This window comes from Erythrobacter mangrovi, assembly GCF_013260645.1.
In the GTDB taxonomy this organism is placed as follows: Bacteria; Pseudomonadota; Alphaproteobacteria; order Sphingomonadales; family Sphingomonadaceae; genus Qipengyuania; species Qipengyuania mangrovi.
The window spans coordinates 1,562,293-1,589,133 of the sequence record NZ_CP053921.1; the positions used below are offsets into that span (position 1 = coordinate 1,562,293).

Sequence of the window (26,841 nt, forward strand, 5' to 3'; positions counted from 1 at the left end):
AGGGGGCGCTCCCGCCCTGGCACAATCCATGGACCATTCGGCGCATTCGGAACATTCGGTATCAACGCCGATGGACCATACGGAGCAGGGCATGAACCATGCCGAGCATATGTCTGCGATGAACGACGACGTCGCTGGGGCAGAAGCGGTTCTGACATTATATCGCGATGCCCTGACGTCGCGCGATGCAGAGGCCATGGCCGCGCTGTTTGCCGAGGAATCCTTCGTTTACGAAAACGGCAAGGCGGAAGGCAGCTTCACGCATTACATGGAGCATCATCTGGGACCGGAACTCGATGCAATAACCAGCTTCACCTTCGGCGAACCGACGCTCGCAGTCACCCGGATGGGACATATGGCCTATGGCCGCGAAACGTACACCTATCGGATCGAACTGGCCGACGGCCGCGTGATCGACCGCGAAGGCGTTGCGACCTCGGTGCTCGCCCATGATGCGGATGGCTGGAAGATCGTTCAGTACCATTCATCGTCACGAGCGCCGCGTAACAACTGATTTGATCGGGGGAACACCGATTGGCGACTCGCTCTTTCAAGCTGCGTCTGCATGTGCTGGGCAGCAAGCTTCACAAATGGCTGGCGATCTTTGTCGGCGTCCAGGTGCTACTATGGATGGCCACCGGGGCGCTGATGTCGTTCCTCGACATCGAAGAGGTTCGGTCCGAACATGTCGTTTCGCGCGCGCCGGAGGTCCTGCCCGCTGATGCTGTCATGCCCCAATGGCTCGATAGCAGCGAGGGGGTGGTTTCCCTTGCGACGCGCGCGGTCGGCGGCAGGGCCGTGACCGAGGTCCGTCGGGAAGATGGAAGCGTCACGCTCCGCGATCCGGAAAGCGGCATGCTCCTCTCGCCTCTTCCCGCTGCGAGCGCACAGGCCATCGCCCGACGTGCCTGGACCGGGCCGCGAACCACCATAGCGAAAACACTTTTCGTGGAAGACGCAGTCGGGACCGAATTCCGCGGTCCGTTCCCGGCGTGGCAAATCACTTACGGCGATGAGGATAATACCCGCGTCTACATCGATGCATCGAGCGGCTCGGTGCTCGCTGCCCGCAGCGACACCTGGCGCTTGTTCGACTTTGTCTGGGGGCTGCATATCATGGACTGGACGCAGCGCGACCGGATCAACAGCTGGTGGCTGCTACTGTTCGGGATCGGCGGGACAATCATCGCGGTTTCGGGCTTCGTGCTGCTTGCCAACCGGTTTCCCAAGATCAGGCGGCGGGCAAAACCTGTGCCAAATGCTCCCTGAAGCCGCTCCTTGTTCAATCAGGTTCGACGCGGGCAAAGCGGATCAGCAGGATCGTTAGTGCGGGTACGATCGTCCACATTGCGATCGGGATCAGCGCCAGTCCCGTCACTGGCTCGTGTGGCATTAAATCGCTGTAGCGCCAGCTCAGGAAGCTGTTTGCAGGAAGCGACGTAGCGATCATTTCGACGGCGATGGCGACGACAAGCCCGAAGCCGAAATAGATCGCATAGGGTAGCTTGTCTGACTGCCAGGGCCACGCGTGCCCGCCGCGCAGTGCAGCAAGGCTATAAGCTGTGAGCAGGATCACGCCATCGCCCAGGCTTGCGATGCCGCAGCGAATGGTCTGCTCATAAGTCTCGAGATTGCCCGGCTTGAAAAACGGCATCTGGAAAATCTCCCAGACGAACGCGATCAGGCTTCCACAAATGAAGATGAGCCAATGGGTTCTGGTCATGCTGCGGATACGCCGGAATGATGTGCGCAAGGAAATAGCGGCTGGCCGGAGTTCCACGTCCTGCGTAACGTCTTTGCTGCCCCAAAGCCTGGATCAGTCACCGTCTTCGCGCCTCTCGGTCTTGGCCATGCGAGCAGCGCGTTCGAGAAATTTCCGCATGTCACCTGCTGCCAGTTCGGTAAACGGATGCCGGCTCGCCTCAGGGCGCGGTTCGATCATGTCCGCACGTTTCCTGATCCGTTCGATTTGTTCATCGCTCGCCCCGGACAAAAGCCCGAGAACTATGTTCTCGAGAGTTATGAGGCGCATGCGCATTTGCACCAGCTCGGCATGATCGGGCTCCGGGATATCCCAGCTGCCGTCCTCATTGACCGTGCTCACGACTGCTTCTCCGACAGCTCTGTTGTCACCATGATCTGTTCCATTCATCTCTACCGGCTTCGGTTAAAAAGGGTGACCGAAAAACACCATTCCTGCAACCGGCTGTGCCATCGGCTCAGCCGTCTCCGGTGGGCGCGGAAATTGTTTGAGGGGAAGAGATGTTGGCTGCGTAAAGAGAATGAATGCGCACAGCACCCATCGCATGACCGACGTAAGGAAATCGATTATAAAACGGACAGCTCTAGCTCTCATTCTCGCCACTGGCCTGACAGCCACTCCGGCGATGGCCCAGGAACAGCATGACCACGGAGCTCAGGCTGCGGCACAGCAGCAGGATCACGCTGGCCACATGATGCAGGATTCGGAGGCCATGGCGGCGCATCGCGAGAAGATGGCTGAAATGCGCGCGCTGATGCAGCAGGCCCACGCGGCGAGCGATCCTGCCGAACGCCAAAGGCTTATGGCCGAACATCGTGCAAAAATGCAAGAGCACATGGCGGGCATGATGCAGGGCGGCAATTCCGATATGATGGCGGCCTGTCACCAGCGCATGATGATGATGCACGATATGATGGAGCAGATGGCGGCTCACCAGAACATGGCGCAAGACGATTAGGAGATGGTGGCCGGACTCTCGCTCGTGCCTAAGGCCGGCCGCCCTCTTAACAAGGCTGTGATATTGGCAAGAGACCCGACCCCCTCATGAGTTAAATTTGGACCCTCACGCGCCGAGGATCATCACGCTCCATCACCGCAAGAGATGAGGGTTCGCAGAGCAATACAGACACAATAGGTCGCACGACCATCGCCAAGACCGGAACCCTTAGAGAATGAAAAGAATACAATTCATGGCTATTGTAGCTGCCAGCTTGCTCATCGTCGGACCAGTTCAGGCTCATGGCGACGAAAAGCATGGCGAAGAGACGAGCGCCGCGCCTGCCGCCGCGAATGGCGATGCGCATGACCAGGCGGCCATGGCGCAGATGGGCGACGGCGGAGCGGTCGGCGAGCCCTCAGCCGCGCACGACGAAGCAAGTGGAGGCCATGACGAGGCTGGTGGCCATGCTGATGAGGGCGATTCCGGCGTCATCGCCGTCCTGAAAAAACTGCATCCGGCGACCATCCACTTCCCGATCGCCCTGTTTCTCATGGCTGCTGCCACCGAGTTGTTCGTCATGCGCCGGAAAGATGCAGGGCTTGAGAGCGCGGTGCGCGTACTCGTCCACGGCGGAGCAATCGGCGCAGTCGTCGCAGTCCTGTTCGGATGGATCCACACCGGCCTTTGGTTCGGCGGCGATGCCGTCATGCAGGTCCATCGATGGAACGGGATGCTGATCGCGGTCCTCGGTCTGGCGATGGCCTATCTGGCGAGCCGTGCTTCCGCGAGCCGGACCGCGCTTCGCGCCGCAATCTTTGCCATGGCCGCTCTAGTGCTGGTGCAGGGATTTCTGGGCGGCGAGCTTGCGCACGGTGCCAATCATCTTGGTATCTCCTGGCTTTGAAGGATAGAATGATGCGCAGATCGAATCGGAACGGGTTTGTTGCCCCCCTTGCTGCGGCGGCACTGGGGCTAGGGCTCGCTGCATGTGATCAGACGCAGGACACTTCATCAGAAGCTGAAGCCTTGCCACTGTATACGGCCCCGCCGACCGAGAGCACAGGTCCTGGCGAAGGCGAAAGAGACAACGCTGCCTCTCCCGCTGGAGAGGCCAACACGAACCGGTCGGATGAAGCTGTGACTGCCGGTAGGCAACCAGACCGACCGGCGAGCACTCCGGTAGTAGCGCCGTCACCTGCGGCCACTCCCCCGCCGATGAATGCGAAGCCTAGCGACACACCCGATCCGCATGCGGGCCACAATATGCCGTCCATGCCAGACCATGACATGTCCTCGCTGTACGATCGGGCGGATGGTTCATGACCTGGCGTTTCGCCTTCTGATCGGCCCGAAAACGGCCGACGCTCCTTTCACCTGTCACTACGAATAACATGTCATCGTTTGCCAAAGGCGCTTTATCTCATCTGTCCGATTCTGGGGGTATTGATGGGGGTATTTGCAAGGTGATTCAAAAAGTTGATTAGGTAAATCAGCATGTTATACGCTCCCTATATTTCCCTCCTCCGCTACCAAATCCCAACAAGATTTGTGATTGGCGCTCGTCTGCCATAGTCTTCCAACGGGTCCGGGGGAGATTGGTTATGAGTGCTTTCGCGCGATCCTTAATCGTTGCAGTTACGGTTCCCGCTTTGGCCCTGCCTGCGATGCAGGCGCAGGCCCATCATCCCGTTGTCCACGAACTGGGGGCAATGCGTGTTGCAAGTATGCAGCAAGCCGCATTGGCCTTCCTTGGCACGCTGACCGATAGACAACGTGAAACGGTCACCAGCACGCTGGACGACAACGCCACCAGGACAAGCTGGTCCAACCTGCCGGTTAGCATGGCGCCGAGATCAGGACTGGTCGTAGCTGAAATGTCATCCGCGCAGCGTCGCGCGCTGCATGCGATGATGGCGTCGGCCCTTTCGAGCCAGGGCTACCTCAAGTCAGCGACGATCATGTGGCACGAGGATGTGCTGCGCGGGATGTTCGACGCGATGGTCGAAGCAATGCCGGACAACGATGCGCGCAAAGCCCAAGCGCTCGCTTTTGCTGACAATTACGACAGCGAGAAGTTTTTTGTCACGGTATTCGGGGATCCCGAAAGTGACGATTGGGGATGGCTGGTTACGGGGCATCATTTTGCTGCCAATTTCACCGTCTCTGGCGGCAAAATCGCGTTCACACCGATGTTTGTGGGAGCCAATCCGCAGGTCGTCCAGGAGGGGCGTTACGCTGGCTGGCGATTGCTGCAGCATGAATCGGACAGGGCGTTGGATTTGCTTAGGTCGCTCGATAACAGCCAGCTTGCGCAGGCCGTCGTTTCGGCAGAAGTCGATGGCGATATTTTTGCCGGGCCGGGCAATCAGCAAAGCCACAAGCAGGCCTTTGGGATAAAAGCCTCGGAACTGAACCCGCTTCAGCGCCGCCTGCTGGACGGGCTCCTGGACGAATATCTCAGTGATGCGTCGAACGAGGCAGCCGCACGGCAACGCGCCTCAATCGAAGCAGACGGTCCAGAAGCTTTGAGATTTGCGTGGTGGGGAACCACCAACGAACCAAGGGGCCGCTATATGTTTAGAGTGCAGGGCCCGTCAGTTCTGATTGATTTTGTCCGCGAGGGGTCTGGCGACGGAGCATACAATCACGTCCATTCAATCATGCGTGATCCGTCGAATGACTACGGTGCCGACTGGCTTAGGCTCCACTATCAGGAAGCGCACCAGGAATAGCGCGCTAGATCCGCGTCGAGTCCCTCCTCCGCTACCATTATTACGGCACGAGAACCGCGGCGCCTTGCAGCAGGCCCTGGCGCAAATCCGACAATGCGCGGTCCGCATCCACCAGAGAATATTGCGTAGTTTGGGTGCGTATGGCTGCCAAGCGGTCTGCCGTCAGGAATTGCGTTCCATCTTCGCGAGTGAGGTTCGCCACGGACTCTATGCGGCGTTCGCCCCATAGGTCGGCGTATGGGAAGGACGGAATGTCAGTCATGTGGATTCCAGCACAGATAACCCGTCCACCCTTGCGGACTGCCTTGAGCGCTACGGGAAGGAGTGCGCCTGCAGGGGCAAAGATGATCGCTGCATCGAGTTCAACCCCGGGGTTTTCCATGCTTGAGCCGGCCCAGTTGCAGCCAAGCATTCGGGCAAACTCCTGCGAGGCGCTATCGCCTTCCCGCGTGAAGGCGAAAACCTGGCGGCCATCTGTCAGAGCTACCTGGGCAAGGATGTGTGCCGCGGCGCCGAAGCCGTAGAGTCCAAGCCGCTTGCCATCTCCTGCCATGCGATAGGCGCGCCAGCCGATCAGTCCGGCACACAGCAGCGGTGCGGCTTCGCAGTCCCCAATGCTGTCCGGCAGAGGAAAACAGAATTGGGCGTCAGCAATCGCGTGGGTGGCATATCCGCCATCACGGGTTGCGCCGGTAAAGAGTGGATTGTCGCACAGGTTTTCCTTCCCCGTGCTGCAATAGACGCACTTCCCGCATGTGCGACCGAGCCAAGGAACGCCGACCCTTGTGCCAACGGAGATTCTGGCAACACCTTCGCCCAGCGCAATAACATCGCCGACGATTTCGTGACCTGGCACGATTGGGTAATTGGCAGAAATGTCGCCATCGACAACGTGCAGGTCAGTCCGGCAAACGCCACACACGCGCACCTTCACAAGCACTTCGCCGGGGCCGGGCCGCGGAATGCTACGCTCCTCGCGACGAAGGCGAGCTCCAGGTCGGTCGCTGACCATCGCCCAGCAGGCGTCGTTGTTTGCAATCGGCAAAGGGCTGTCTCTCCTTTCGCGGTGACGCGAAGATCATATCATAAACCGCGTGCTGGGGCGGCGGCGGGTCCCTCCTTCGCTTTCCTCCCGCGTGAGGGAGGCGCCTGTCGACGTCATTGACCTTTTCTCGCCCGGTTGGCGGTTGCCAGCAGTTGCACCACTTCTGAGTCGCTGGTCTGGTCGAAATCCAGGTAATGCGCCCCAACGGCATAGAATGGCTCGGGCGCGAGCAAGCAGACAATCTCGTCACACATGCTTCGTAACGCCTGAAGCGCAGATCGGGGCGCGACGGGAACGGCCAGGATGATCCTGGCCGCTGCGGACTTTCTCAACGCCTGCAACGCAACCTTGACGGTCCCGCCAGTGGCGATCCCGTCATCGACCAGGATGACATTGCGACCGGTCGGGGAAATCGGTGGAACAGTCCTGTACGCCGCACGTCGACGCTCGAGCTCCTTGAGTTGGCGTTCGACTTCACGATTGATGTAGTCCGCGTCGGCGCCCACCATCCGCGCAACTGCTTCATCGATCACGACTTGCGGGTTGGAACCATCGACCAAGGCGCCGATCCCATATTCTTCGTGTCCCGGTGCACCGATCTTGCGCACCAGCAGGATATCGAGCGGGGCGTCAAGACGACGCGCAACCTCGAATGCTACGGGGACACCGCCACGGGGAAGTGCCAGGATTAGCGGATCTTCGACATCCAGCTTTGCCACGGCCTCAGCCAGAGTGTGACCGGCGCTTCGGCGATTGGCGAAACGATTGGCCGCGTCCGTCATCGAGTGTTGTCCCGTAAGTGCGCCAGAAACCAGGAACCGGCGAGGTCGACAACCTGATCCAGAGTGCCGGCTTCCTCGAACAGGTGGCCGGCCCCGGGTACGATCGCGAGTTCATGAGGACATGACATTTCTGCTGCCGCCGCCCTGTTCAGTTCGATAACTGGACCATCCCGGCTTCCCACAATCAGGAGGGTCGGCGCCGCGAGCCGAGCCAGGGCATCGCGGCCTGCAAGATCGGGCCGCCCGCCGCGCGAGACGACTGCAAAAATGCGTGCATCCCCAACGGCCGCGCGAATAGCTGCGCCTCCGCCGGTGCTTGCTCCAAAGTAGGCAGGCCGCAAGTGTGCGGTCTCGCCGTCAGCTGCAGCCCAATCGACCGCAAACCGCAGGCGAGCGGCGAGCAGTTCTATGTCGAAGACATTTCGGCGGTCCTGCTCTTCGGCAGGAGTCAGGAGATCAAGCAACAGTGTTGCCAGGCCGGCTTGTCGAAGGCGGTCGGCAACATGGTTGTTGCGAGGACTCATCCGTCCGCTGCCGCTACCGTGGGCGAAGATAACGATTCCTTCCGCGCGCGCCGGCAGGCCGAGAAACGCACGCAGCATCAAGCCTCTCCCGGCGAGGATCGCTTCGCGGCAACCTAGAGGAGGCCGGGGCATGCTCACAGTCCGAACGGCCAAGTTTCGGGCGCGCCATGCGGTCGCTCAGGTCCGAGCGGAGTGACTGCGCGACTCTCCTCGAACCAGACCCATGCATCGAACTGATCGGCGAGCACCGATTCAAAATAGTGGCTCGTGAGCTCGGTTTGGGGCCGATAGACGACGCCGATTGCGCGTTCCAACAATGCATGTGACAGGGCGTCTGTGAGGTCCTTGCTCTTGCCGCCTCGCCAGTCGGTCAGCGAGCGGGCAAGACCGGTCTTGCGAAACATGCCTTCCCAGCTGTCATCACGTGCCGGGCGAACCTGCATCACTTCCATGGCGTCGCCCCAATTGGCGGCTGCAGCAACGGTCCCCCTGTCGGTGCCGAAGCCGATGAGCACAGCGTCGTCGCCATAAGCATGTTGGACGAGCTCACCGATGTTGAATTCGCCACGCCATCCCATTGCCGTGGCGGACGCATTGCCGACGTGAGAATTGTGTGCCCAGACGACGGCGCGCGCCTCACGCGTATGTGCCATCAGTCGCTGGAGCGTATCGAACATGTGCCGATCGCGCAGGTTCCAGCTCTCCACTGCTCCGCGATACATCGAACGATAGTAGCGCTCAGCCGCCCGCACGATCCGCGCGTTCTGTTCCGCGTCGAAGAATGCTTCGCCATCGCAGCCAGCACTGTGACTGATGAGTTGCATCCGCCGCGATAGCAGCTCGCCCAACTGCGCCACCGCGGGCTCTTCGCACTTGGCCAGTCCTCCGTGCACAACAGCACTGCCATAGTGCTGGGGCTCGTCCTGCCATGGGGTGAGGCAGCCATAACGGCGACGGGCGTCCTTCGCTTCTTCGGGGCAGTTTGCGTCCAGGTAGGCAAGGACGGCGTGTATCGATTCTCGAAGGCTGTAGACGTCCAGGCCCCGGATGCTCGTGCGTTCCGCTTCTGGAAGACCGGCATTGTGGCCACGTAGCCAGTCGGCGAAGGCGAGAACTTCCTCATTGCGCCACATCCAGGTCGGGAAACGCGTGAAGGGTTCTCCGCTACGAGGGCGGGGCGCGCCGTGACGCACGTAGTCGTCGATGCGAGCCAAATCAGGCCAATCGCCCTCGACGGCGATGATGTTGAAACCGTGCTGCTTTATGAGCCGCTTGGTTATTTGCGCGCGCGCCTGATAGAATTCATGCGTGCCGTGGGTCGCTTCACCAAGCAGCACGATGCGGGCATCGGCAAAACGATCAAAGCTCTCAGCGAAATGCGGTCCGTCGGGGCTTGGCAACACTTCTGCATGCGCTCGCAGCGTCGCGGGCAGGTCCGCGAGGATCTTCGCCAAAGGTTGGTGCAGTGACATTGGCTTGCCTCCAGCGATGGTCGCCAGCGAGGTAAGCGATCAGCACAAGAAAGCGCCATGCTTGGACCCGCCTCAAACGCGGCCGGAATAACCTAATCTAACATACACCAATCGCGAGGGATGTCTTTGCGCTAGGACAAAAGTCGTTGATGCCGCACGCGGGAAGCCGGAGGTGATCCTGAGCAGCCGCAGTCACCGGATCTGGATCCAGACCATTGGCATTTCCGCTCACTCGCAGCAGAGCCAGCGGGCTGGGCGGCAAGCCATTCCTCACCCGTCGAGCAAACTGCACTCCTTCGCGGGCATGCTATGGAGTCAGCGCTGAGGTATGCGCAAGCAGTAAACTGGCCTGCGCTCTCGCTTACTTGGTGGAGAACAACAGACGACCTGGCCCCAGTCGTTCGAGAATTTCGCTGATCTTGTCCTGCTCGAACGCGAAGCAGCCGAGACTCCGTCCGACGCGTCCCTGCAGCTCCGCCATGGAGCGGTCGACATAGTCGGCACCATGGATCACGATTGCGCGATCCCAGGCTCGGTTGTTCTCGGGATCAAGGCCGTGCAGGCGCCGGGAGCGGCCGTGCTTGCCGTAATAAGTGTCCGCAGTGAGGAAGCTCCCCGATGAGGAAGCGTACGATCCGGGCCGGTTGGAGAAGCGCTCGACATAGCCGGTATTGGCCGGGTCCGAGCCCCTGCCATGCGAAACGAGATAGTCGGCCTCGATCTGACCAGCTTCGACATTCACGAGGTAGAAGCGGGCTTCGGCCGAGTGCAACGCGTAGTCTGCAACCGCAATGCGATCGCGATGGATTATGCGAGCATTGTGCTTGGAGAGCGCTTCCAATGCTTGCGAAACCGGCAGGGGCAGTTTCGTCGCGGCAACTGGAGGTTGCGGGATTGGTGGAATGACCGGAGGGTTGGTGATGGCGGCGCTGGGTGCCGCGAAACCGGCGCCTATGCATATCCCCCCGCCGATGAACAGGCGTCTAGTGATTGTCATGATGCGATCCCTTGGTAACAGTGCGAAATGTGGGTTCGAAAACGCAAGAGGCAAGGTCAGGAACAAGATGCGCAGTATCCGAAGAGCGGCAATTGCAGTGGCAGCCATTGCGGCGGCATGGTCGCCCGTGGCGGCACAGGATACCCAGCAGGCATGGTCCTCAGCCGACGTTTCGAAGTTGAAACAGTGGGTTGCCGCGGCACGCTTGGACGCCCTGCCGGAGCCTGACACGAACGCGCTAGACCGGGCCTTGGTGCGCGGTGATGCCGATGAAATTTCGCAGCAGGCGCGGCAAATTGCCCTGCGGCTAGCCAAAATGCACCTCAAGGGCAGGGCCGGCGATGGGGAGCGTCGCGGTTGGGGCATTCGCGATACCGATGACGAAATCGCCCTTGGGCCGATGCTCGACAATGCCCTGTCCAATGGCTCGCTCGATACGTTTTTCGCCATCCAGCGACCCGTGCATCCTGAGTATTCCGCCCTGCGGGCAGCCTATGCCACGGAGACGGATGGACAGCGTCGGACGGTCATCGCGCGCAATATGGAACGTTGGCGCTGGCTGCCGAGATCGCTTGGGCAGGACTATGTTCTCGTAAACACCGCCCGCTTCGAGGCCAGGCTGTGGCGGGCAGGTGAACAAGCCGGTACCTGGCGAATCATCGTGGGCAAGACCTCGACACCCACGCCAGTCTTTGATGCCACCATTACCGGCGTAATTCTCAACCCCTGGTGGGAGATTCCGGCAAGCATCGTCAGGGAAAGCGTCGGGGCGCTGGTAAGGCGCAATCCGGCATTGGCGAAGCAGCGTGGTTATGTCTGGAGCGACGGGCGCTATCGCCAGAAGCCCGGTCCGAACAATGCCTTGGGACAAATGAAGCTGGTCATGCCGAATCCCTATTCGGTGTTCATGCATGATACGCCCAACAAAGACCTGTTTGAAAAGGAAGTCCGCGCCTTCAGCCATGGTTGCATCCGTACCGGGGATGCCATCGGCTATGCCGCAACCTTGCTGGAAGGGGTCCGGACGCGAGAGGAAATCGATCAGATCGTAGCCGCGGGCGAGACGACGCAACTCAATCTCGCAAAACCCCTGCCGCTCTACATCACCTATTTCACCGCAGTGGAGAACGGTCAGGGCGGGATCGATATTCTTGACGACATTTACCGGAGGGACGGCCGCGTCAGGACCCTGTCCGCCGACTATAGCGATGAGCAACGTCTCGCGAGTGCGGGCTGTGCCATGCAAGCGACGGGGTGAGATCGGCTCAATGGGGTGAATCCGGGCTCGCTTGACCGCCCCCAAGTTGCTCATTTCCAAAAGAGCTTTGTCCCAGGTCAAAGGCCATGCCATCATTGTTGTGTACATCGCAGGATGGACAAGCAGGGAGGGCGATAGTCGGTGGAGCTGGCCTTTCATGGAACCGGCCTGAGCAAGATCTACCAGACGGGAGAAACCGAGGTTCACGCCCTTCGCGGAGCGGACCTCGAGATCCCGGCGGGGGAGCTGCTGGTTCTGCTTGGCCCATCAGGCAGCGGCAAGTCGACCTTGCTCAACATCGTGGGTGGCCTTGATCGGCCGACAGCCGGCGAACTCTATTATGGCGACACGGACCTGGTTGCACTCGACGATCGTCAGCTGACCCGCTTCCGCCGGTCGAACATCGGGTTCATTTTTCAGTTCTACAACCTGATCCCCAGCCTGACCGCCAAAGAGAACATAGAGCTGGTTACCGACATTGCCGACAATCCCATGGATGCCATGGAGGCGCTCGGCTTGGTGGGATTGACCGACCGTGCGGACCATTATCCGGCGCAGCTTTCGGGCGGGGAACAGCAACGCGTCGCCGTTGCGCGGGCCGTTGCCAAGCAGCCAGGCGTCTTGCTGTGCGACGAGCCTACCGGCGCCTTGGACAGCAAGACCGGCGTGCGCGTGCTGGAGACGCTGGCGGTGGCCAATCGCGAGCTTGGCACTACCGTGGTTATCATCACCCACAATGTGGGGATCGCGGCCATGGCCGACCGCGTGCTGCATTTCCTCGACGGGCGCATCGCCCGGGTCGAAGTGAATGAAAACCCGATTGCGGCCACGGCGATCAACTGGTGAGGGCGCTGGACCTCAAGTTGATACGCGACCTGTGGCGCATGCGAGGGCAGGCACTGGCCATCGCGCTAGTACTGGCCGCCGCGACGTCGACTTTCGTGCTCTCCATGGGGGTCAGCCGGTCGCTGGCGGAAACCCGCGATGCCTATTACGCACGCAACCAGTTTGCCGATGTTTTCGTCGAGATGACGCGCGCTCCGCGCACCATCATCGACCGGGTTGCCGCCATCGATGGCGTCCAGCGGGTTGAGGGCCGGATCCAGCAATATGCCTCGCTCGACATGCCGGGACGCGTCATTCCGGTGCGTGCGCTGATCAACTCGATCGACGAACATGGCTACAATCGTCTCAACCTGATCACCCTGCGCGAGGGACGCCTGCCGCGAGCGGGAGCGCCGCAGGAAGCCGTCGTCGACGAGGCCTTCGCAAAGGCGAATGCGCTGACCATCGGCGACGAGGTATCGGCCCTGATCTATGGTAGCCGGCAACCCCTGCGGATCGTTGGCATCGGCCTTGCGCCGGACTTCATCTACGCGTTGGCACCGGGCGATATCGTGCCGGACGAGACCCGCTTCGGCATATTCTGGATGGGGGAGAAGGCGCTGGAGGCGGCAACGGATCGGAAAGAGGCGATCAACGCGCTTTCCCTGACCTTGCAACACGGGTCATCCGAAGCCGAAGTGATCCGCAAGGTCGACGACGTAGTTGCTCCCTATGGTGGCGCGGGTGCCTATGGCCGCAAGGACCATGTTTCCAATGCCTTCGTCGACAACGAGCTGATGCAGCTTGATGCGATGACCCGCGTTATTCCGCCTGTCTTCCTGGTTGTCTCCACCTTCCTCGTTTACATCGTGCTGGGGCGGTTGATCCGAACAGAGAGAACCCAGATCGGGTTGATCAAGGCCTTCGGATATTCGGATTGGGCCATAGCCTCGCATTACCTGAAGTTCTCGCTGGCGGTTGCAGGCTTGGCGACACTTGGCGGCGCTCTGGGAGGCATCTGGATGGGCCGGGCGATGACCGAGATCTATCTCCAGTTCTTCCGCTTCCCGTTCCTCGAATACCGTATCTCTGGAAGCGTGTTCCTTGGTGCCGCAGCGCTCTCTTTCGGGGCCGCTAGTCTCGGGGCCATGGCCGGCATGCGCACTGCCGCCCGGTTGAACCCGGCCGTGGCGATGTCGCCACCACCGCCGCCCGTCTACCGCTCGGGTATGCTTGAACGGTTTGGTGCCTGGGCCGGCTTCACGACGATTGGACACATGATCGCCCGCCATATCGCCCGATGGCCATGGCGCTCCGCGATCACGGTGCTCGGGGTCTCTCTCTCGCTCGCCTTGCTCTTTGCGACCTTGCAGTTCCTCGATTCAAGTCGCGCGATGCTGGATTCGTTTTTCTTTCGGGCCCAGCGACAGGATATGACGGTGACCTTCACGGAGCCGCGCAACGAGGATGTGCTTTACGAGCTGGAGCAGTTGCCCGGCGTACTCCGGGTCGAGCCCATGCGCGGCGTCCCGGTCAAGCTTAGCTATGCCAATCGGATGGAACGCGCGGCGATTGAAAGCACTGGCGATACCGCCGTGTTGTCTGCCCGGATCGACAGCAGCGGGAACGAGTTGGGCTTGCCTCCGGCGGGCCTGATGCTCAGCCGTCGCCTGGCCGACAAGCTGCAAGTCGAGGCGGGGGATCGAGTACATGTCGAGCTGCTGGGGGGGCGACAGACCCAGCTGGAAATGCCTGTCGCGGGCATAGTCGATGAGTTCGTCGGTGAACGGGCCTACGCGACGCAGGGCGTTCTCGATCGGCTGACGCGCGATGCATCACCGGTGGGCGCGGCATTGTTGCGGGTCGATCCCGCGTCACGCGAAAGGATCCTGACCGAACTCAAGAACATGCCGCTGGTCCTTGGGGTGAACGAACGCGATGCTTCGATGCAGCGGTTCGAGGAACTGATCGACGAGAACATCAATACGATGCTGGCCTTCTACATCGTCTTTGCGTCGGCGATCGCGGTTGGCGTCGTCTACAACAGCGCCCGCATCCTGTTTTCCGAACGCGCCCACGAACTCGCGACCTTGCGTGTCCTGGGCTACTTCCGCTCGGAAGTGGGTATCGTGATGCTGGGTGAGCTTGCCTTGCTGGTGGTCGCCGCGGTTCCCGTAGGGTGCATCCTTGGTTATTGGTTGGCACAATTCATGACCGCTATGTTCAGTTCTGACCTGTTTCGCCTGCCATTCGCGCCATCGCGCGCCACCTACGGCTTTGCCAGTCTGGTGGTCATGGCGGCGGCCTCACACACGGCGCTGGTGGTTGCGAGGCGCGTGTTTGCGCTGGACATGGTACGGGTATTGAAGGCTCAGGAATGATTGGCTCCTTGATCACACGCTGGCGCTGGGCCCTGCTCATTGTGCTGCTGCTGGCGGCGGGCCTGGCCTTCGCCTTTTGGCCCGAGAAAGTGCCAGTCGACTCCGGAACAGTGTCACGCGGCCCAATGACCGTTGGCATAACTGATGATGGTGTGACGCGCGCGGAGGAGTACTACATCGTGTCCGCTCCCGTGTCGGGGTATCTCGCCAGGATCGAACTTGAGGCGGGCGACCCGGTTGCCCGTGGCGCGTTGATCACACGCATGACCGGGGTACCGTCGACTCCGCTCGACCAGCGCAGCGAACGCGAACTGCGCGCCGCGCTGACATCCGCGCGCGCGACCTTGGGCGGGGCGCAGGCATCGTTGGAGCAGGCACAGCGAGATCTTGCCCGTGCAGAAGAGCTGGCCAAGCAGGAGTTCCTGTCCCGCGCCCAGTTGGAAGCTGCTCGCACCCGCGTCGCCAATGGCCGGGCGCAGGCGGATCAGGCGCGCGGGGAAGTGCGACGCCTCGAAGCGCTGTTGGCGCAGCCCAAAGGCGCCGGGATCGGCAGCCCGATCGCCGTTCGTGCCCCGGCTAGCGGGTCCGTCATGTCGGTGATTACCGAGAGCGAGGGCGTGATCGCACAGGGAACGCCGCTGGTGACCATTGGCGACCCGCAGGAGATCGAAGTCGTGGTTGACCTGATCTCACGCGAAGCCGCCCGTGTGAGCGTCGGTGACCGAGTGTCAATCACGCAATGGGGCGGCGATGCGACAATTGCCGGGCGGGTGAAGCAGGTCGAGCCGTTTGGCCGCTTGAAGATTTCGGCACTCGGTATCGAGGAGCAACGCGTCAACGTGATCGTCGGCTTTGAGCCGAAGCAGGCAGATGCGCTTGCGCGCCTCGGACACGGCTATCAGGTCGACGCGACATTCATCCTGTGGAGCGACGACAAGGCCCTGCGGGTCCCTATCGGGGCATTGTTCCGGGGTGGCGACGGTGGCTGGCGCGTGTTCGTGATCGAGCGAGGCCGAACTGCCGAGAGATCGGTGAGACTGGGTCACATCAACGACGAATATGCCGAAGTCCTGAAGGGGCTTCGCGAGGGGGAGGACGTCATTCTCAATCCGGGTGGCCAACTGGCTGGCGGCGTCCGCGTCGAGGCAAGGGACTGAAGTGGCTCTCGATTGATTGCGCGGATGGATGCGTCCGCCCCGACTATCGGGTGACATAGTGCTGTCATGGGCAGTATCGCCATAGAGGCGGTATGTAAGCGCTGAAAAATTGTATCGAATGCACGGTTGCAGCGCGGTCAGACCTCCGGAATAAAGTCCCAAGGGCGGGTGACAGAGTTGCGCCCGGCTAGAGTAGATAGCGGAGAGGCAGGAGTACCCGGGATGAGCAATACTGCGCATGATGACGAGTGGGTTCGCAAACCGGCCAGCGCCTCCGTAGGTACGAACTGCACGGCTGCGCAGTACGACAGCATGTATGCGGAAAGCCTTGCCGATCCCGATCGGTTCTGGGCCGCCCAGGCGGACCGTCTCGACTGGATCAAGCGACCGACCAAGATTGCCGGTTGGAACTATGACCCGGTCGACATCAGGTGGTTCGAAGACGGGAAACTCAACATCTGCCATAACGCCGTCGATCGTCACGTAGCCGCCGGGCACGGCGATCGCGTCGCCCTGATCTTCGAGCCGGACAGTCCCGATGCCGAAGGCCGTCACATCACCTATGCCCAGCTTCAGACCGAAGTGATCCGCATGGCGAACACGCTGAAGAAGCTCGGGGCGAAGAAGGGTGACCGGGTCACGATCTACATGCCGATGATTCCCGAGGGGGTCTTCGCCATGCTCGCCTGCGCGCGGATCGGGGCGATCCATTCGGTAATCTTTGGCGGCTTCTCGCCCGACGCAATCGCTGGACGCGTCGAGGATTGCGAGAGCGACTGGATCGTCACCGCCGATCAGGGGTTGCGGGGATCGAAGATCGTCCCGCTCAAGGCCAATGTCGACGAAGCTCTGGAGAAGGTTTCGGTCAAGGCAGTGCTGGTCGTTCGGCATACGGGTGGCGAGATCGCCATGCGGGAAGGGCGCGACCACTGGTATCACGAAGTGTCGCAAGGCGTTGATGACGAGTGCCCGTGCGAACCGATGGACGCCGAAGACCCGCTCTTCATCCTTTATACCTCGGGTTCGACAGGGAGCCCAAAGGGCGTGCTGCATACCACCGGCGGCTATGCGGTGTGGACCGAGACGACCTTCCGCTATGTCTTCGATTATCGCCCGGGGGAAGTCTTCTGGTGCACCGCCGATATCGGGTGGGTCACGGGACACAGCTACATCGTTTATGGCCCGCTGCAGAATGGCGCGACCGCATTGATGTTCGAAGGCGTCCCGAATTACCCGGATCACGATCGCTTCTGGGCCGCTTGCGAAAAGCACAAGGTCAACATCTTCTATACGGCGCCGACCGCGATCCGCGCGCTGATGCGCGAGGGTGAGGCGCACGTGGCCAAGCATGACCTGTCTTCGCTGCGCCTGATCGGATCGGTCGGAGAACCGATCAATCCCGAGGCCTGGCGTTGGTATCACGAGCATGTCGGGGCGGGTGCCGTTCCCGTTATCGATACCTGGTGGCAGACCGAGACGGGCGGGGTGATGATCACGACACTGCCCGGCGCGCACGACATGAAGCCGGGCAGCGCCGGGCTGCCGTTCTTCGGCATCTGCCCGCAGCTGGTCGACAATGACGGCGATGTCCTTGAAGGTGCGGCAGCAGGCAATCTGTGCATCACCCGCAGCTGGCCGGGCCAGGCGCGTACGGTCTATGGCGACCACGATCGGTTCATCCAGACCTATTTCAGCACCTATGCCGGCAAGTATTTCACGGGCGATGGATGTCGTCGCGATGCCGACGGTTATTACTGGATTACAGGCCGCGTGGACGACGTCATCAACGTCTCGGGCCACCGTATGGGCACGGCGGAGGTGGAAAGCGCGCTGGTGCTCCACGCCTATGTCAGCGAAGCGGCGGTGGTCGGCTACCCACACGATATCAAGGGGCAAGGCATCTATTGCTATGTCACCCTCAAGGTTGGCGAGGAGCCTTCAGAGGAGCTGGCCGGCGAACTGCGTCAATGGGTGCGCAAGGAGATCGGCCCCATTGCTACGCCCGATCACCTGCATTTCACGCCCGCACTGCCCAAGACGCGATCGGGCAAGATCATGCGCCGTATCCTCCGCAAGATTGCTGAGAATGACTTCGGCTCTCTTGGCGATACCTCGACGCTTGCCGACCCAAGTGTGGTCGAAACACTGATCGAGGGGCGCCAAAACCGCTGACGCGGCTTTTTGGCAGTATTGCGGGAAATGCTCGATTGACCAAGGCGACGCACGCTCCGCCGTGCTTGCCTTTTGGCAAAACCCCGCCAAACCTGCGCTGAGCGAAAGGTCGGCGGAAGATCGGCCCACTGACCATCCGGGTTGCACAAGGAGGGAAATACCGATGAGCAACCTGCCGCGGCGTACGCGGGTATACCAAAATCACCATCTCGATTCGACGCGCTGGAATTGGTTCACGCCACGCCCGGACGACATCATCATTGCCACGTCCTACAAGGCGGGGACGACACTGATGCAGACGATCGTCGGCAACATGCTGTTCCCCGATGGCAATGTGCCCGGAGCGATTACCGAGCTCTCGCCCTGGCTCGATTTCCGCATGTTCCCTCTGGAACTCGTCCTGGGGCAGCTCGAGGCGCAGCAGCATCGCCGCTACATCAAGACGCATACGCCGCTCGATGGACTACCCTACTATACGGAGGCGAAATATCTCTGCGTTTCGCGCGATCCGCGCGACGTGTTCATGTCGCTGCTCAACCACTGGGGCAATCACACACCAGAGCTCTATATGGGCATGAATGGCGTGCCCGGTCGCGTGGGTGACGAATTCCCGCACTTCTCCGGCGATATCAAGGCGATCTGGCGGGATTGGATCACGCGGGGCTGGTTCGACTGGGAAAGCGACGGTTACCCCTACTGGTCGCACCTCAGCTATGCGCAGACTTTCTGGGATCACCGCGATCTGCCGAATATCCGCCTGGTCCATTACAACGATTTACGCGCGGACCTCGATAGCGAGATGCGCGGCATCGCGGACTATCTTGGTATCGAGATTCCCGAAGAACTGTGGCCAGATGTCGTCCGGCGCTGCACCTTCGAGGAGGTGAAAAAGGACCCATCGAAAGTGGTCGGTGAAGGCATCGCTTTCGCCTTCAAGGGCGGCGGCGATACTTTCATCAACAAGGGCACCAACAAGCGCTGGGTCGGCGTTCTCGATGGTGAAGATCTCGCGCTGTATGACGAGGCGATGGCCAAGCTACCGGCGGACTATGCCGCCTGGCTCGAGAATGGGGCCAGCGCGCTGACCTAGTCGACCGACGCGATCAGCTTGGCCAGTATGCCAAAGATTTCGTCGATGTGCGCCTTGGTCAGGATCAGTGGCGGCGACAGAGCGATGATGTCGCCAGTCACGCGGATGAGCAGGCCTTCATCGAAGGCGCGGTGGAAGATTTCCATCGCGCGCTTCGTGGGGGCGCCCGGACGCGGTTCTAGCTCGATCCCGCCGATCAGGCCGACATTGCGGCAATCGATCACGTGTTTCGTGCCCCTGAGCGAATGCACCGCGTCGGCCCAGTAATCCTCTAGCTCGATGGCGCGTTCGAACAGTCCCTCTTCTCGGTAGAGATCGAGCGTCGCGATGGCCGCAGTCGCGGCGAGCGGATGCGCGCTGTAGGTATAGCCGTGGAACAGTTCGATCCCCGGCGCGGCATTGTCGATCACCGTGTCGTGCACCTCGCGTCGCACCGCGACCGCGCCCATCGGAACGGCGGCGTTGGTCAGTCCCTTGGCCATGGTGATGATATCCGGGGTAACGCCGAAACGTTCGGCAGCAGTCGCCTTGCCGACGCGGCCGAAAGCGGTGATGACCTCGTCAAAGATCAGCAGGATATCGTGGCGGTCGCAGATCTCGCGCAGGCGCCGGAGATAGCCGACGGGCGGCACGAGCACGCCGGTCGAACCCGCAACAGGCTCAACGATCACCGCGGCGATGGTGTCCGCCCCATGAAGCGCAACGATCCGCTCGAGATCGTCGGCCAGTTCGGCGCCATGGGCGGGCATTCCGCGTGAAAAGGCGTTGCGCGTGAGGTCGTGAGTATGGCGAAGATGGTCGACGCCCGCCAGCAGCGTGCCGAACTGGCGACGGTTGCCGACAATGCCGCCGACCGAGATGCCGCCGAAGCCGACGCCGTGATAGCCGCGTTCGCGCCCGATCAGCCGGGTGCGGCTGCCCTGTCCGCGTGCGCGCTGGTAGGCGAGGGCGATCTTGAGTGCGCTGTCGACCGCTTCGGAGCCCGAATTCGCGAAGAAGATCCGGTCGAGGCCTTCGGGCATGATCATCGACAGCTTGGACGCCGCTTCGAAGGCCAGCGGGTGGGCCAGCTGGAAGGTCGGAGCGAAATCGAGCGTCGCCGCGCTGGCCTGGACCGCCTTGACGATGCTGTCGCGCGAGTGACCGGCGTTGACGCACCATAGCCCGCCAGTCGCATCGAGCACCTGGTGGCCACTTGCCGAGGTATAGTGCATGTCCTTGGCAGCAACGAACATGCGCGGATGCGCCTTGAACCCGCGATTGTCGGTAAAGGGCATCCAGAAGGCTGAAAGATCGTTGGGTTCGCGCATGGCTCGGCTCGTGATTCAACTGTAAGGATTGCGATACCGGGACGCGGAATCGCGAGCCAGAAGGATTCTGTTGCAACTCTGCATCGGAAAAACCGATAGCAATCACTCCGATTTATCGCATTGTCGCTTTCTCGGAAATTTGGCCTATTGCATGGTCAGGGGAAGCGGGGGTCGCCAATTCGGCTACGAAGACCGACCTGCCCAAATGACATTCCCTGCATGAGGAGGAAAACATATGCGCAGGATTGTGTCCGTACTGGCACTGCCGCTGATGTTCGCGTCGACCGCTGCCTGGGCGCAGGACGATGAGGGAGAGGAAAGCACTGGAGCCTGGGAAATCGACGCCGAGATCGGTGTCCTTTCCGATTATCGTTTCCGCGGCATTTCGCTGTCCAGCAAGGACCCGGAAGTCACCGCTGAAGTTTCCGTTGCGCACGAATCGGGCTTCTACGCCGGGGTCTGGGCATCCAACGTCGCGATCAACGATGGCGCGGACGACGTCGAACTGGATCTCTATGCAGGCTTCGCACCTGAAGTAGGGGCTGTTTCGTTCGATTTCGGCGCTGTCTATTACCTTTACCCGAGCAATAGCGAGTTCAATTATATCGAGTTTCTCGCTTCGGCGGGTACGACGGTTGGTCCCGCTACTGTGACTGTCGGGGTCGCTTACGCACCCAGCCAGGACAACATCGGTAACCAGGACAATACCTACGTCTACATCAACGGCGACCTGCCGATCGGCGATACCCCGCTATCGCTGCACGGTCAGTTCGGCCTCGAAGACGGTGCTTTCGCCGATTCCAAGCGCGACTGGCTGCTGGGGGCGAGCTACGACCTTGGCGGCGGGCTGACCGCGACGCTCGATTACGTCGATACGGCGCGTGCCTATACGTCGCTTGGCGATGCCACGGTGGTCGCGAGCCTGGCCTTCGCCTTCTAACCCGGAGCCGGCCCGGACGAACCCCGCGGGGTGTCCGGGCCGGTCCAGACAGGACCTTTATGAGTACCGATATCGCAAGCTGGATCAGCGAACGCGGAATCAGCGAAGTCGAATGCATTGTTCCCGACATGAACGGGATTCAGCGTGGCAAGGTCTTGCCCGCCAACAAGTTTCTCAAATCGCTGACGGACCGTACACTGCGAATCCCGATCAGCATTTTCTCCGTCACCGTGACGGGCGAGTATCCCGACGATATCGATCATATCGTCCTGCCTTACGACCCGGACATGACCCTGGTGCCGGACCCTGCAACCCTGCGCGAAGCGCCGGGATTCCAGACGCCGACGGCCTATGTCATCGCCGATGCCTACACCGGCAAGAACGACCTGGTTGAAATCGCCCCGCGTGCGATCCTGAAGAAGGTGCTGGGGCTCTATGAGAAGCGCGGGTGGCAGCCGGTTATCGCGCCCGAGGTCGAATTCTACCTCGTCTCGAAGAATCTCGATTCCGACTTTCCGCTGGTCCCGCCCGCGGGGCGTTCGGGTCGCCCCGAGACGGCCAGCCAGCCATTCGGCCTCGAAGCGCTGGGCGAGTTCGAAGACATCATCGAACATATCTATGATTTCTGCGAGAAGGCCGAGCTCAATATCGACACGATGATCCACGAAGCGGGCGCGGCCCAGCTCGAGGTCAATTTCGTGCATGGCGATCCGCTGGCGTTGGCCGACCAGGTATTGCTGTTCAAGCGCATCGTGCGCCAGGTGGCGTTGGAACACGGCGTCTACGGCACCTTTCTCGCGAAGCCGATGTCCGACCAGCCGGGCAGTGCCATGCACATCCACCAGTCCATTCTCGACATGGAGACCGGGCGTAACGTCTTCACGACCCAGAACGGCCGCGACAGTGCCTTGTTTCGCAGCCACATCGCGGGGCTTGTACGGCTCTTGCCGCAGATCACCCCGATGTTCGCGCCGAACGTCAATTCGTTCCGGCGCATGCGCCCCGACAATGCCGCGCCGATCAACGTCCAGTGGGGCAGTGACAACCGTTCGTGCGGCCTGCGTATCCCGATCTCGGACCCGAGAAACCGACGGATCGAGAACCGTCTGCCCGGTGCGGATTCGAATCCATATCTCGCGATCGCGGCTTCGCTCATCTGCGGCTACGTCGGGATGGTCGAAAGGATGCAGCCACCCAAGAGCGTCAGCGGCAATGCCTATAATCGGGCACGGACCCTGCCGCGCACGCTCGAAGGCGGGCTGGACCGGTTCAGCAAGTGCAAGCAGGTGCGGCAGTACCTGGGAGAGGACTTCTTCGAGGTCTTCTACGCGATCAAGGAAACCGAACTCTACGCCTACCAGTCCGTGATCAGCTCGTGGGAGCGTGAGCACCTGCTCCTGCGCGTCTGACGTGACGGACTATCCGGCCTCTTACTACGCGGCGACCGCGAACCCCTTCGGTCGGCACGCCGCCTTGCGCGGCGCCGTCAATGCGGATGTCGTGGTGGTGGGCGGCGGCTTCACCGGCCTCTCGGCGGCCTTGTCGGCCGCGGAAGCCGGGTTCTCGGTAGTGCTGGTCGAAGCGAAGCGCATCGCCTGGGCCGCGTCGGGGCGCAATGGTGGGCAGATGATCCCGGGCATGCGCTGGGCCGCAACCGACCTGGTCGAGAAGTTCGGCGAGGGGGAAGGGCGGCGGCTGGTCGAACTTGGCCTGCAGGCCACGGCGAGCGTGCGGAACCGGATCGCGAAACACGCCATCGCCTGCGACCTGCGTGACGGTCACTTTCATGCGGCGTCAAAGCCGGGGCACCTCGACGATGTGCGGAAGGAAGTCGACCTGCTGCATCGCCTCGTCGGCTACGAAGCCGCGCGTGTGGTCGAGAAGGCGGATGTGCCGCAGTTCGTTGCCAGCAAGGCCTATCACGGCGGCATGTTCGATGCGCTGGGAGGGCACCTGCACCCGCTCAACTACGCGCTTGGGCTGGCGGAAGCGGCAGAGGCGGCCGGGGTGAGGATCTTCGAGGAAACCCCGGCACTCGCAATGGAGCATGGTTCTCCGGTCCGTGTGACCACCCCCGATGGGGTAGTCACCGCGCGTCACGGCATCCTGGCTTGCGACACCGAAGTCGGTTCGGTCGAGGCATCGATGCGGCGGATGATGATGCCGGTGGTCAACTACAACGTCGCCACGCGCGTGCTCGGGGAAGAAGAGGCGAGGGCACTGATCCCCTCCAATGCCTCGATCGCGGAGAGCCGCTTTGTGCTCAATTACTACCGCCTGACCGCCGACAACCGCCTGCTGTTCGGCGGTGGCGAGAAGTATTCACCGCGCCCGCCCGCGAGCATCGCGGACTTCGTTCGCCCACATATCGAACAGGTCTTCCCGCAACTGCGCGGGATCGAGATCGACTATGGCTGGGGCGGGGCGATAGGCGTCACGCTGAACCGCCTGCCGCAGTTCGGGCGGATCGGGAACAGCTTCTATGCGCAGGGGTATTCGGGACACGGCGTGCTGCTGACCACGTTGGCGGGCGAGCTGGTGGTCGAGGCATTGCGCGGTACCGCCGAACGCTTCGACCTGATGGCCAGCCTGCCCAAGCCGGGATTCCCCGGCGGGCCGCTGCTGCGCCACCCGCTCTATGTGCTGGGCATGCTGTGGTATGCGCTGAGGGACAGGCTATGATCGCGGACAGTGCCATTGCCGCCATGCTGGAGCGCGAGAAGGCGCGGTTCGAAGCGGCCAACCCGAAATCGCGCGCGTTGGGGGCCGAGGCCGCGCGCCACTGGCATCGCGGCGTGCCGTTCCACTGGATGCTCGATTGGGGCACGCCGTTTCCGCTGTTCGCCGAGCGGGCCGAAGGGGCTCGGCTGTGGGACGTCGACGGCCATTGCTACGAAGACTTTTGCCTTGGCGATACCGGCTCGATGTTCGGCCATTCGCCGCCGCCGGTCGCCCGGGCTATCGCCGAACAGGCATCGCGCGGGCTTACCTACATGCTCGCAACCGAAGACGCCCCGATCGTGGCGGACGAATTGGCCAAGCGGTTCGGCCTGCCATTCTGGCAGGTGACATCGACCGCGAGCGAGGCCAATCGCGCCGTGATCCGCTGGTGCCGCGGCATTACCGGGCGTGACAAGATCCTGGTGTTCAATGGTTGCTATCACGGCGCGGTCGACGACGTCTTCGTCGACCTGCGCGATGGCGTGCCCGAACTGCGCAAGTCGCTGGTTGGACAAGTCTACGACGTGCGCGAACACACGCGGGTGATCGAGTTCAACGATCTTGCCGCGCTCGAGGAAGCGCTGGCTTCGGGAGATGTCGCCGCGGTGTTGACCGAACCAGCGCTGACCAATGTCGGCATGGTCCTGCCCGATCCCGGTTACCTCGAAGCGATGCGTGAGCTGACCAGCCGCCATGGAACGCTGCTCGTCTTCGACGAGACGCACACGATTTCGTCCGGCTATGGCGGGCATTCGATGACCTATGGGCCCAAGCCGGACATCTTCGTGGTCGGCAAGCCGGTTGCGGGCGGGGTGCCCTGCGCGGTCTTCGGCTTCAGCGCGGAGGTGGCCCAGCGGATGGAGCAGCTGCGCGAAGAGGGCGAGAAGGGGCATTCGGGGATCGGCACCACGCTGTCGGCCAATGCGCTGGCGCTCGCCGCGATGCGTGCCAACCTCACCGAGGTCATGACGCCGGCCGCCTATGACCACATGCTGCCGCTGGCCGATCGGCTCGCTGCGACGCTCGAACGGGTCATCGCCAGTCACGGACTGCCCTGGCCGGTGGTCCATGTCGGTGCGCGTGCGGAATTCATCTGTGCCGACCGGGCGCCGCGCAATGGCACTGAGGCACGCGCCTCGATGCAGGGCGCGCTCGAGCATGCGATCCACCTGTTTTTCATCAACCGGGGCGTGCTGATCGCGCCCTTTCACAACATGATGCTTGTCAGCCCCGCCACGACCGACGCACAAGTCGCGCGATTGGCGGAAACGCTCGACGAGTGCCTGGGGGTTCTCGTCCCATGACGCAGGAAACAAAGATGCCCAAGAGTTCGAGCGCAATCGCTACTATCGAGGAAGCTCGGGCCTTCTTCGATGCCAATCCCGATATCGACGCGGTCGACATCATCTTCACCAACCTTTCGGGCGTGCCGCGCGGCAAGCGCTTGCGGCAACACGAAGTGCTGGCGGTGTATGAGAGCGGGCGGTTCCTCCCCGGATCGGTGCTGGTGATCGATATTACAGGCCGCGATACCGAGGAAACCGGCCTGGTCTGGGAAGATGGCGATGCCGACCGCTATTGCCTGCCGGTGCCCGGTACGCTGGTGCGCGCGCCGTGGCTGGGCGACGGGGCAGGGCAGTTCACCACCAGCTTCTACGAACTGGACCACACGCCCAGCGATCTCGATCCGCGTCACGTGCTGGGGCGTGTGGTCGACCGGCTGGTCGCGGATGGGTTGACCCCAGTGGTGGCGGTCGAGCTGGAGTTCTTCTTGCTCGAACAGGACGGTAGCGGCCGACCGATGATCGCCCGCGGCCTCAATAGCGGCGAGCAACCCTGGGCCAATGAGGTCTATTCGCTGCGCGAGATGGAGGACTTCAAGCCCTTCTTCGACGACCTCTACGCCGCCTGCGATGCGCAGGATATTCCGCTGGAATCGGGCATCAGCGAATATGCGCCGGGCCAGTTCGAACTGACCCTGCGGCACAAGCCCGACGCGCTGCGCGCGACTGATGATGCTGTGATGTACAAGCGCCTGGTCAAGGGCGTCGCCGCGCAGCACGGCATGATCGCCAGCTTCATGGCCAAGCCCTTCGCCGAACAGGCGGGCAGCGGCATGCACCTGCACGTGTCGATGGCCGATGGGGATGGCAACAACGCCTTCGCCAGCGAGGATCCCGAGGGTTCTCCGCTGCTGCGCCATGCGATCGGCGGGATGAAGGAATGGCTGGGGGAATCGATGGCGATCTTCGCGCCCAACGCAAACTCGTACCGCCGGTTCAAGGCCAATTCCTATGCCCCGGTGGCGCCGACCTGGGGGGTGAACAACCGCACCGTAAGTCTGCGCGTGCCGGCCGGCTCGCCTGCCTCACGCCATGTCGAACACCGTATCTGCGGCGCCGATGCCAACCCCTATCTCGCGGTGGCGACGGTGCTGGCGGGGATGCATTACGGCATGACCAACACAGTCGATCCCGGCTCGGCGATCGTCGGCAACGGCTACGAACAGGCACCCGAAGACTATCGCCTCCCCAACCACTGGGCGGCGGCGATCGAGGCGTTCAAGAACTCGGCCCGGATGCGCGATTACCTGGGTGACCGGTTCGTCACGCATTACACCACGGTGAAGGAAGTCGAGATGGCCCGATTCATGGCCGAGGTGACCGAGCTCGACTACGCCTGGTACATGCACAACGCGTGAGCGAGTAATGGCTGAGTTCCACGCAGCGACTG

General features: G+C 61.8%; 24 protein-coding genes. 16 read left to right on the forward strand and 8 right to left on the reverse strand.

Annotated features, from left to right (window positions below; genetic code table 11):
* Nucleotides 1-28 precede the first annotated feature (28 nt).
* Both HQR01_RS08075 and HQR01_RS08080 read left to right on the forward strand, forming a co-directional pair.
* The gene (locus tag HQR01_RS08075; protein WP_173214125.1) at nucleotides 29-514 is read left to right on the forward strand and encodes a YybH family protein; all 486 of its coding nucleotides are present in this window, start codon (nucleotides 29-31) and stop codon (nucleotides 512-514) included.
* 20 nt (nucleotides 515-534) lie between these two features.
* Nucleotides 535-1,269, forward strand: coding sequence for a PepSY domain-containing protein (locus HQR01_RS08080; protein WP_234030082.1), 735 nt, complete (start codon nucleotides 535-537; stop codon nucleotides 1,267-1,269).
* 13 nt (nucleotides 1,270-1,282) lie between these two features.
* On the opposite strand, the gene HQR01_RS08085 is transcribed toward HQR01_RS08080, so the two are convergent.
* Nucleotides 1,283-1,723 (reverse strand): hypothetical protein, encoded by a 441-nt coding sequence (locus tag HQR01_RS08085; RefSeq protein ID WP_173214127.1) that lies wholly within the window; start codon nucleotides 1,721-1,723, stop codon nucleotides 1,283-1,285.
* Nucleotides 1,724-1,816: 93 nt separating this feature from the next.
* On the reverse strand, nucleotides 1,817-2,104 hold the full coding sequence (locus tag HQR01_RS08090; protein WP_173214128.1) for a hypothetical protein: 288 nt from the start codon (nucleotides 2,102-2,104) through the stop codon (nucleotides 1,817-1,819).
* Nucleotides 2,105-2,306: 202 nt separating this feature from the next.
* Between HQR01_RS08090 and HQR01_RS08095 the strand changes: the two genes are divergently transcribed.
* The 3 genes from HQR01_RS08095 (at nucleotide 2,307) to HQR01_RS08105 (ending at nucleotide 5,434) form a co-directional block, all read left to right on the forward strand.
* Nucleotides 2,307-2,720: a hypothetical protein gene (locus tag HQR01_RS08095; protein ID WP_234030083.1), complete on the forward strand. Its 414-nt coding sequence runs from the start codon at nucleotides 2,307-2,309 to the stop codon at nucleotides 2,718-2,720.
* A gap of 232 nt (nucleotides 2,721-2,952) precedes the next feature.
* Entirely contained in the window at nucleotides 2,953-3,606 is a 654-nt protein-coding gene (locus HQR01_RS08100; protein ID WP_394727026.1) for a DUF2231 domain-containing protein, read from the forward strand.
* A gap of 697 nt (nucleotides 3,607-4,303) precedes the next feature.
* Entirely contained in the window at nucleotides 4,304-5,434 is a 1,131-nt protein-coding gene (locus HQR01_RS08105) for a DUF3500 domain-containing protein (protein ID WP_173214134.1), read from the forward strand.
* 40 nt (nucleotides 5,435-5,474) lie between these two features.
* Here the strand turns inward: HQR01_RS08105 and HQR01_RS08110 are convergent, their stop codons facing one another.
* From HQR01_RS08110 to HQR01_RS08130, 5 genes are all read right to left on the reverse strand, one after another.
* The gene (locus tag HQR01_RS08110; RefSeq protein WP_407644589.1) at nucleotides 5,475-6,479 is read right to left on the reverse strand and encodes a zinc-dependent alcohol dehydrogenase family protein; all 1,005 of its coding nucleotides are present in this window, start codon (nucleotides 6,477-6,479) and stop codon (nucleotides 5,475-5,477) included.
* A gap of 113 nt (nucleotides 6,480-6,592) precedes the next feature.
* Nucleotides 6,593-7,261 carry a phosphoribosyltransferase gene (locus tag HQR01_RS08115; RefSeq protein WP_173214136.1) on the reverse strand — a complete coding sequence of 223 codons (669 nt, stop codon included), beginning with the start codon at nucleotides 7,259-7,261 and terminating at the stop codon, nucleotides 6,593-6,595.
* Complete coding sequence (locus tag HQR01_RS08120; RefSeq protein WP_234030084.1) at nucleotides 7,258-7,863, reverse strand: dienelactone hydrolase family protein; 606 nt, start codon at nucleotides 7,861-7,863, stop codon at nucleotides 7,258-7,260. The genes HQR01_RS08115 and HQR01_RS08120 overlap by 4 nt, the downstream gene beginning before the upstream one ends.
* A gap of 56 nt (nucleotides 7,864-7,919) precedes the next feature.
* Nucleotides 7,920-9,257: an erythromycin esterase family protein gene (locus HQR01_RS08125; protein ID WP_173214140.1), complete on the reverse strand. Its 1,338-nt coding sequence runs from the start codon at nucleotides 9,255-9,257 to the stop codon at nucleotides 7,920-7,922.
* A gap of 361 nt (nucleotides 9,258-9,618) precedes the next feature.
* Nucleotides 9,619-10,254: a murein L,D-transpeptidase catalytic domain family protein gene (locus tag HQR01_RS08130; protein ID WP_173214142.1), complete on the reverse strand. Its 636-nt coding sequence runs from the start codon at nucleotides 10,252-10,254 to the stop codon at nucleotides 9,619-9,621.
* A gap of 97 nt (nucleotides 10,255-10,351) precedes the next feature.
* Here HQR01_RS08130 and HQR01_RS08135 point away from each other — a divergent pair, with 97 nt between their 5' ends.
* From HQR01_RS08135 to HQR01_RS08160, 6 genes are all read left to right on the forward strand, one after another.
* The gene (locus HQR01_RS08135; protein ID WP_173214144.1) at nucleotides 10,352-11,512 is read left to right on the forward strand and encodes a L,D-transpeptidase family protein; all 1,161 of its coding nucleotides are present in this window, start codon (nucleotides 10,352-10,354) and stop codon (nucleotides 11,510-11,512) included.
* Nucleotides 11,513-11,653: 141 nt separating this feature from the next.
* Nucleotides 11,654-12,358 (forward strand): ABC transporter ATP-binding protein, encoded by a 705-nt coding sequence (locus tag HQR01_RS08140; protein WP_173214146.1) that lies wholly within the window; start codon nucleotides 11,654-11,656, stop codon nucleotides 12,356-12,358.
* Complete coding sequence (locus HQR01_RS08145) at nucleotides 12,355-14,718, forward strand: ABC transporter permease (RefSeq protein WP_173214147.1); 2,364 nt, start codon at nucleotides 12,355-12,357, stop codon at nucleotides 14,716-14,718. The genes HQR01_RS08140 and HQR01_RS08145 overlap by 4 nt, the downstream gene beginning before the upstream one ends.
* Nucleotides 14,715-15,875: an efflux RND transporter periplasmic adaptor subunit gene (locus tag HQR01_RS08150; protein WP_234030085.1), complete on the forward strand. Its 1,161-nt coding sequence runs from the start codon at nucleotides 14,715-14,717 to the stop codon at nucleotides 15,873-15,875. Before HQR01_RS08145 ends, HQR01_RS08150 begins: the two co-directional genes overlap by 4 nt.
* Nucleotides 15,876-16,097: 222 nt before the next feature.
* Entirely contained in the window at nucleotides 16,098-18,047 is a 1,950-nt protein-coding gene (gene acs, locus HQR01_RS08155; protein WP_173214149.1) for an acetate--CoA ligase, read from the forward strand.
* A gap of 163 nt (nucleotides 18,048-18,210) precedes the next feature.
* Complete coding sequence (locus HQR01_RS08160; protein WP_173214151.1) at nucleotides 18,211-19,137, forward strand: sulfotransferase domain-containing protein; 927 nt, start codon at nucleotides 18,211-18,213, stop codon at nucleotides 19,135-19,137.
* Here HQR01_RS08160 and HQR01_RS08165 read toward each other — a convergent pair.
* Nucleotides 19,134-20,447, reverse strand: a complete 1,314-nt coding sequence (locus HQR01_RS08165) for an aspartate aminotransferase family protein (protein ID WP_173214153.1) — start codon at nucleotides 20,445-20,447, stop codon at nucleotides 19,134-19,136. The two genes, HQR01_RS08160 and HQR01_RS08165, sit on opposite strands and share 4 nt — an antisense overlap.
* Nucleotides 20,448-20,682: 235 nt before the next feature.
* Between HQR01_RS08165 and HQR01_RS08170 the strand changes: the two genes are divergently transcribed.
* From HQR01_RS08170 to HQR01_RS08190, 5 genes are read left to right on the forward strand one after another with little or no spacing between them, the layout of a single operon-like run.
* A complete protein-coding gene (locus HQR01_RS08170) occupies nucleotides 20,683-21,387 on the forward strand; it encodes a TorF family putative porin (protein ID WP_173214155.1) in 705 nt (234 codons plus the stop codon).
* 59 nt (nucleotides 21,388-21,446) lie between these two features.
* Nucleotides 21,447-22,796: a glutamine synthetase family protein gene (locus HQR01_RS08175; RefSeq protein WP_173214157.1), complete on the forward strand. Its 1,350-nt coding sequence runs from the start codon at nucleotides 21,447-21,449 to the stop codon at nucleotides 22,794-22,796.
* A 1-nt stretch (nucleotide 22,797) separates the two neighbouring features.
* Nucleotides 22,798-24,069: an NAD(P)/FAD-dependent oxidoreductase gene (locus HQR01_RS08180; RefSeq protein WP_234030086.1), complete on the forward strand. Its 1,272-nt coding sequence runs from the start codon at nucleotides 22,798-22,800 to the stop codon at nucleotides 24,067-24,069.
* A complete protein-coding gene (locus HQR01_RS08185; RefSeq protein WP_173214161.1) occupies nucleotides 24,066-25,412 on the forward strand; it encodes an aspartate aminotransferase family protein in 1,347 nt (448 codons plus the stop codon). The genes HQR01_RS08180 and HQR01_RS08185 overlap by 4 nt, the downstream gene beginning before the upstream one ends.
* The gene (locus HQR01_RS08190) at nucleotides 25,409-26,809 is read left to right on the forward strand and encodes a glutamine synthetase family protein (RefSeq protein ID WP_234030087.1); all 1,401 of its coding nucleotides are present in this window, start codon (nucleotides 25,409-25,411) and stop codon (nucleotides 26,807-26,809) included. The genes HQR01_RS08185 and HQR01_RS08190 overlap by 4 nt, the downstream gene beginning before the upstream one ends.
* Nucleotides 26,810-26,841: the final 32 nt, after the last annotated feature.

What these genes read in the sequence shown, in the direction of transcription:
- HQR01_RS08075 (WP_173214125.1), top strand. Translation starts at nt 29, where the DNA reads ATGGACCATTCGGCGCATTCGGAACATTCGGTATCAACGCCGATGGAC.
- HQR01_RS08085 (WP_173214127.1), bottom strand. Translation starts at nt 1,723, where the DNA reads ATGACCAGAACCCATTGGCTCATCTTCATTTGTGGAAGCCTGATCGCG.
- HQR01_RS08095 (WP_234030083.1), top strand. Translation starts at nt 2,307, where the DNA reads ATGACCGACGTAAGGAAATCGATTATAAAACGGACAGCTCTAGCTCTC.
- HQR01_RS08100 (WP_394727026.1), top strand. Translation starts at nt 2,953, where the DNA reads ATGGCTATTGTAGCTGCCAGCTTGCTCATCGTCGGACCAGTTCAGGCT.
- HQR01_RS08105 (WP_173214134.1), top strand. Translation starts at nt 4,304, where the DNA reads ATGAGTGCTTTCGCGCGATCCTTAATCGTTGCAGTTACGGTTCCCGCT.
- HQR01_RS08115 (WP_173214136.1), bottom strand. Translation starts at nt 7,261, where the DNA reads ATGACGGACGCGGCCAATCGTTTCGCCAATCGCCGAAGCGCCGGTCAC.
- HQR01_RS08120 (WP_234030084.1), bottom strand. Translation starts at nt 7,863, where the DNA reads ATGCTGCGTGCGTTTCTCGGCCTGCCGGCGCGCGCGGAAGGAATCGTT.
- HQR01_RS08125 (WP_173214140.1), bottom strand. Translation starts at nt 9,257, where the DNA reads ATGTCACTGCACCAACCTTTGGCGAAGATCCTCGCGGACCTGCCCGCG.
- HQR01_RS08130 (WP_173214142.1), bottom strand. Translation starts at nt 10,254, where the DNA reads ATGACAATCACTAGACGCCTGTTCATCGGCGGGGGGATATGCATAGGC.
- HQR01_RS08150 (WP_234030085.1), top strand. Translation starts at nt 14,715, where the DNA reads ATGATTGGCTCCTTGATCACACGCTGGCGCTGGGCCCTGCTCATTGTG.
- acs (WP_173214149.1), top strand. Translation starts at nt 16,098, where the DNA reads ATGAGCAATACTGCGCATGATGACGAGTGGGTTCGCAAACCGGCCAGC.
- HQR01_RS08160 (WP_173214151.1), top strand. Translation starts at nt 18,211, where the DNA reads ATGAGCAACCTGCCGCGGCGTACGCGGGTATACCAAAATCACCATCTC.
- HQR01_RS08165 (WP_173214153.1), bottom strand. Translation starts at nt 20,447, where the DNA reads ATGCGCGAACCCAACGATCTTTCAGCCTTCTGGATGCCCTTTACCGAC.
- HQR01_RS08170 (WP_173214155.1), top strand. Translation starts at nt 20,683, where the DNA reads ATGCGCAGGATTGTGTCCGTACTGGCACTGCCGCTGATGTTCGCGTCG.
- HQR01_RS08175 (WP_173214157.1), top strand. Translation starts at nt 21,447, where the DNA reads ATGAGTACCGATATCGCAAGCTGGATCAGCGAACGCGGAATCAGCGAA.
- HQR01_RS08185 (WP_173214161.1), top strand. Translation starts at nt 24,066, where the DNA reads ATGATCGCGGACAGTGCCATTGCCGCCATGCTGGAGCGCGAGAAGGCG.
- HQR01_RS08190 (WP_234030087.1), top strand. Translation starts at nt 25,409, where the DNA reads ATGACGCAGGAAACAAAGATGCCCAAGAGTTCGAGCGCAATCGCTACT.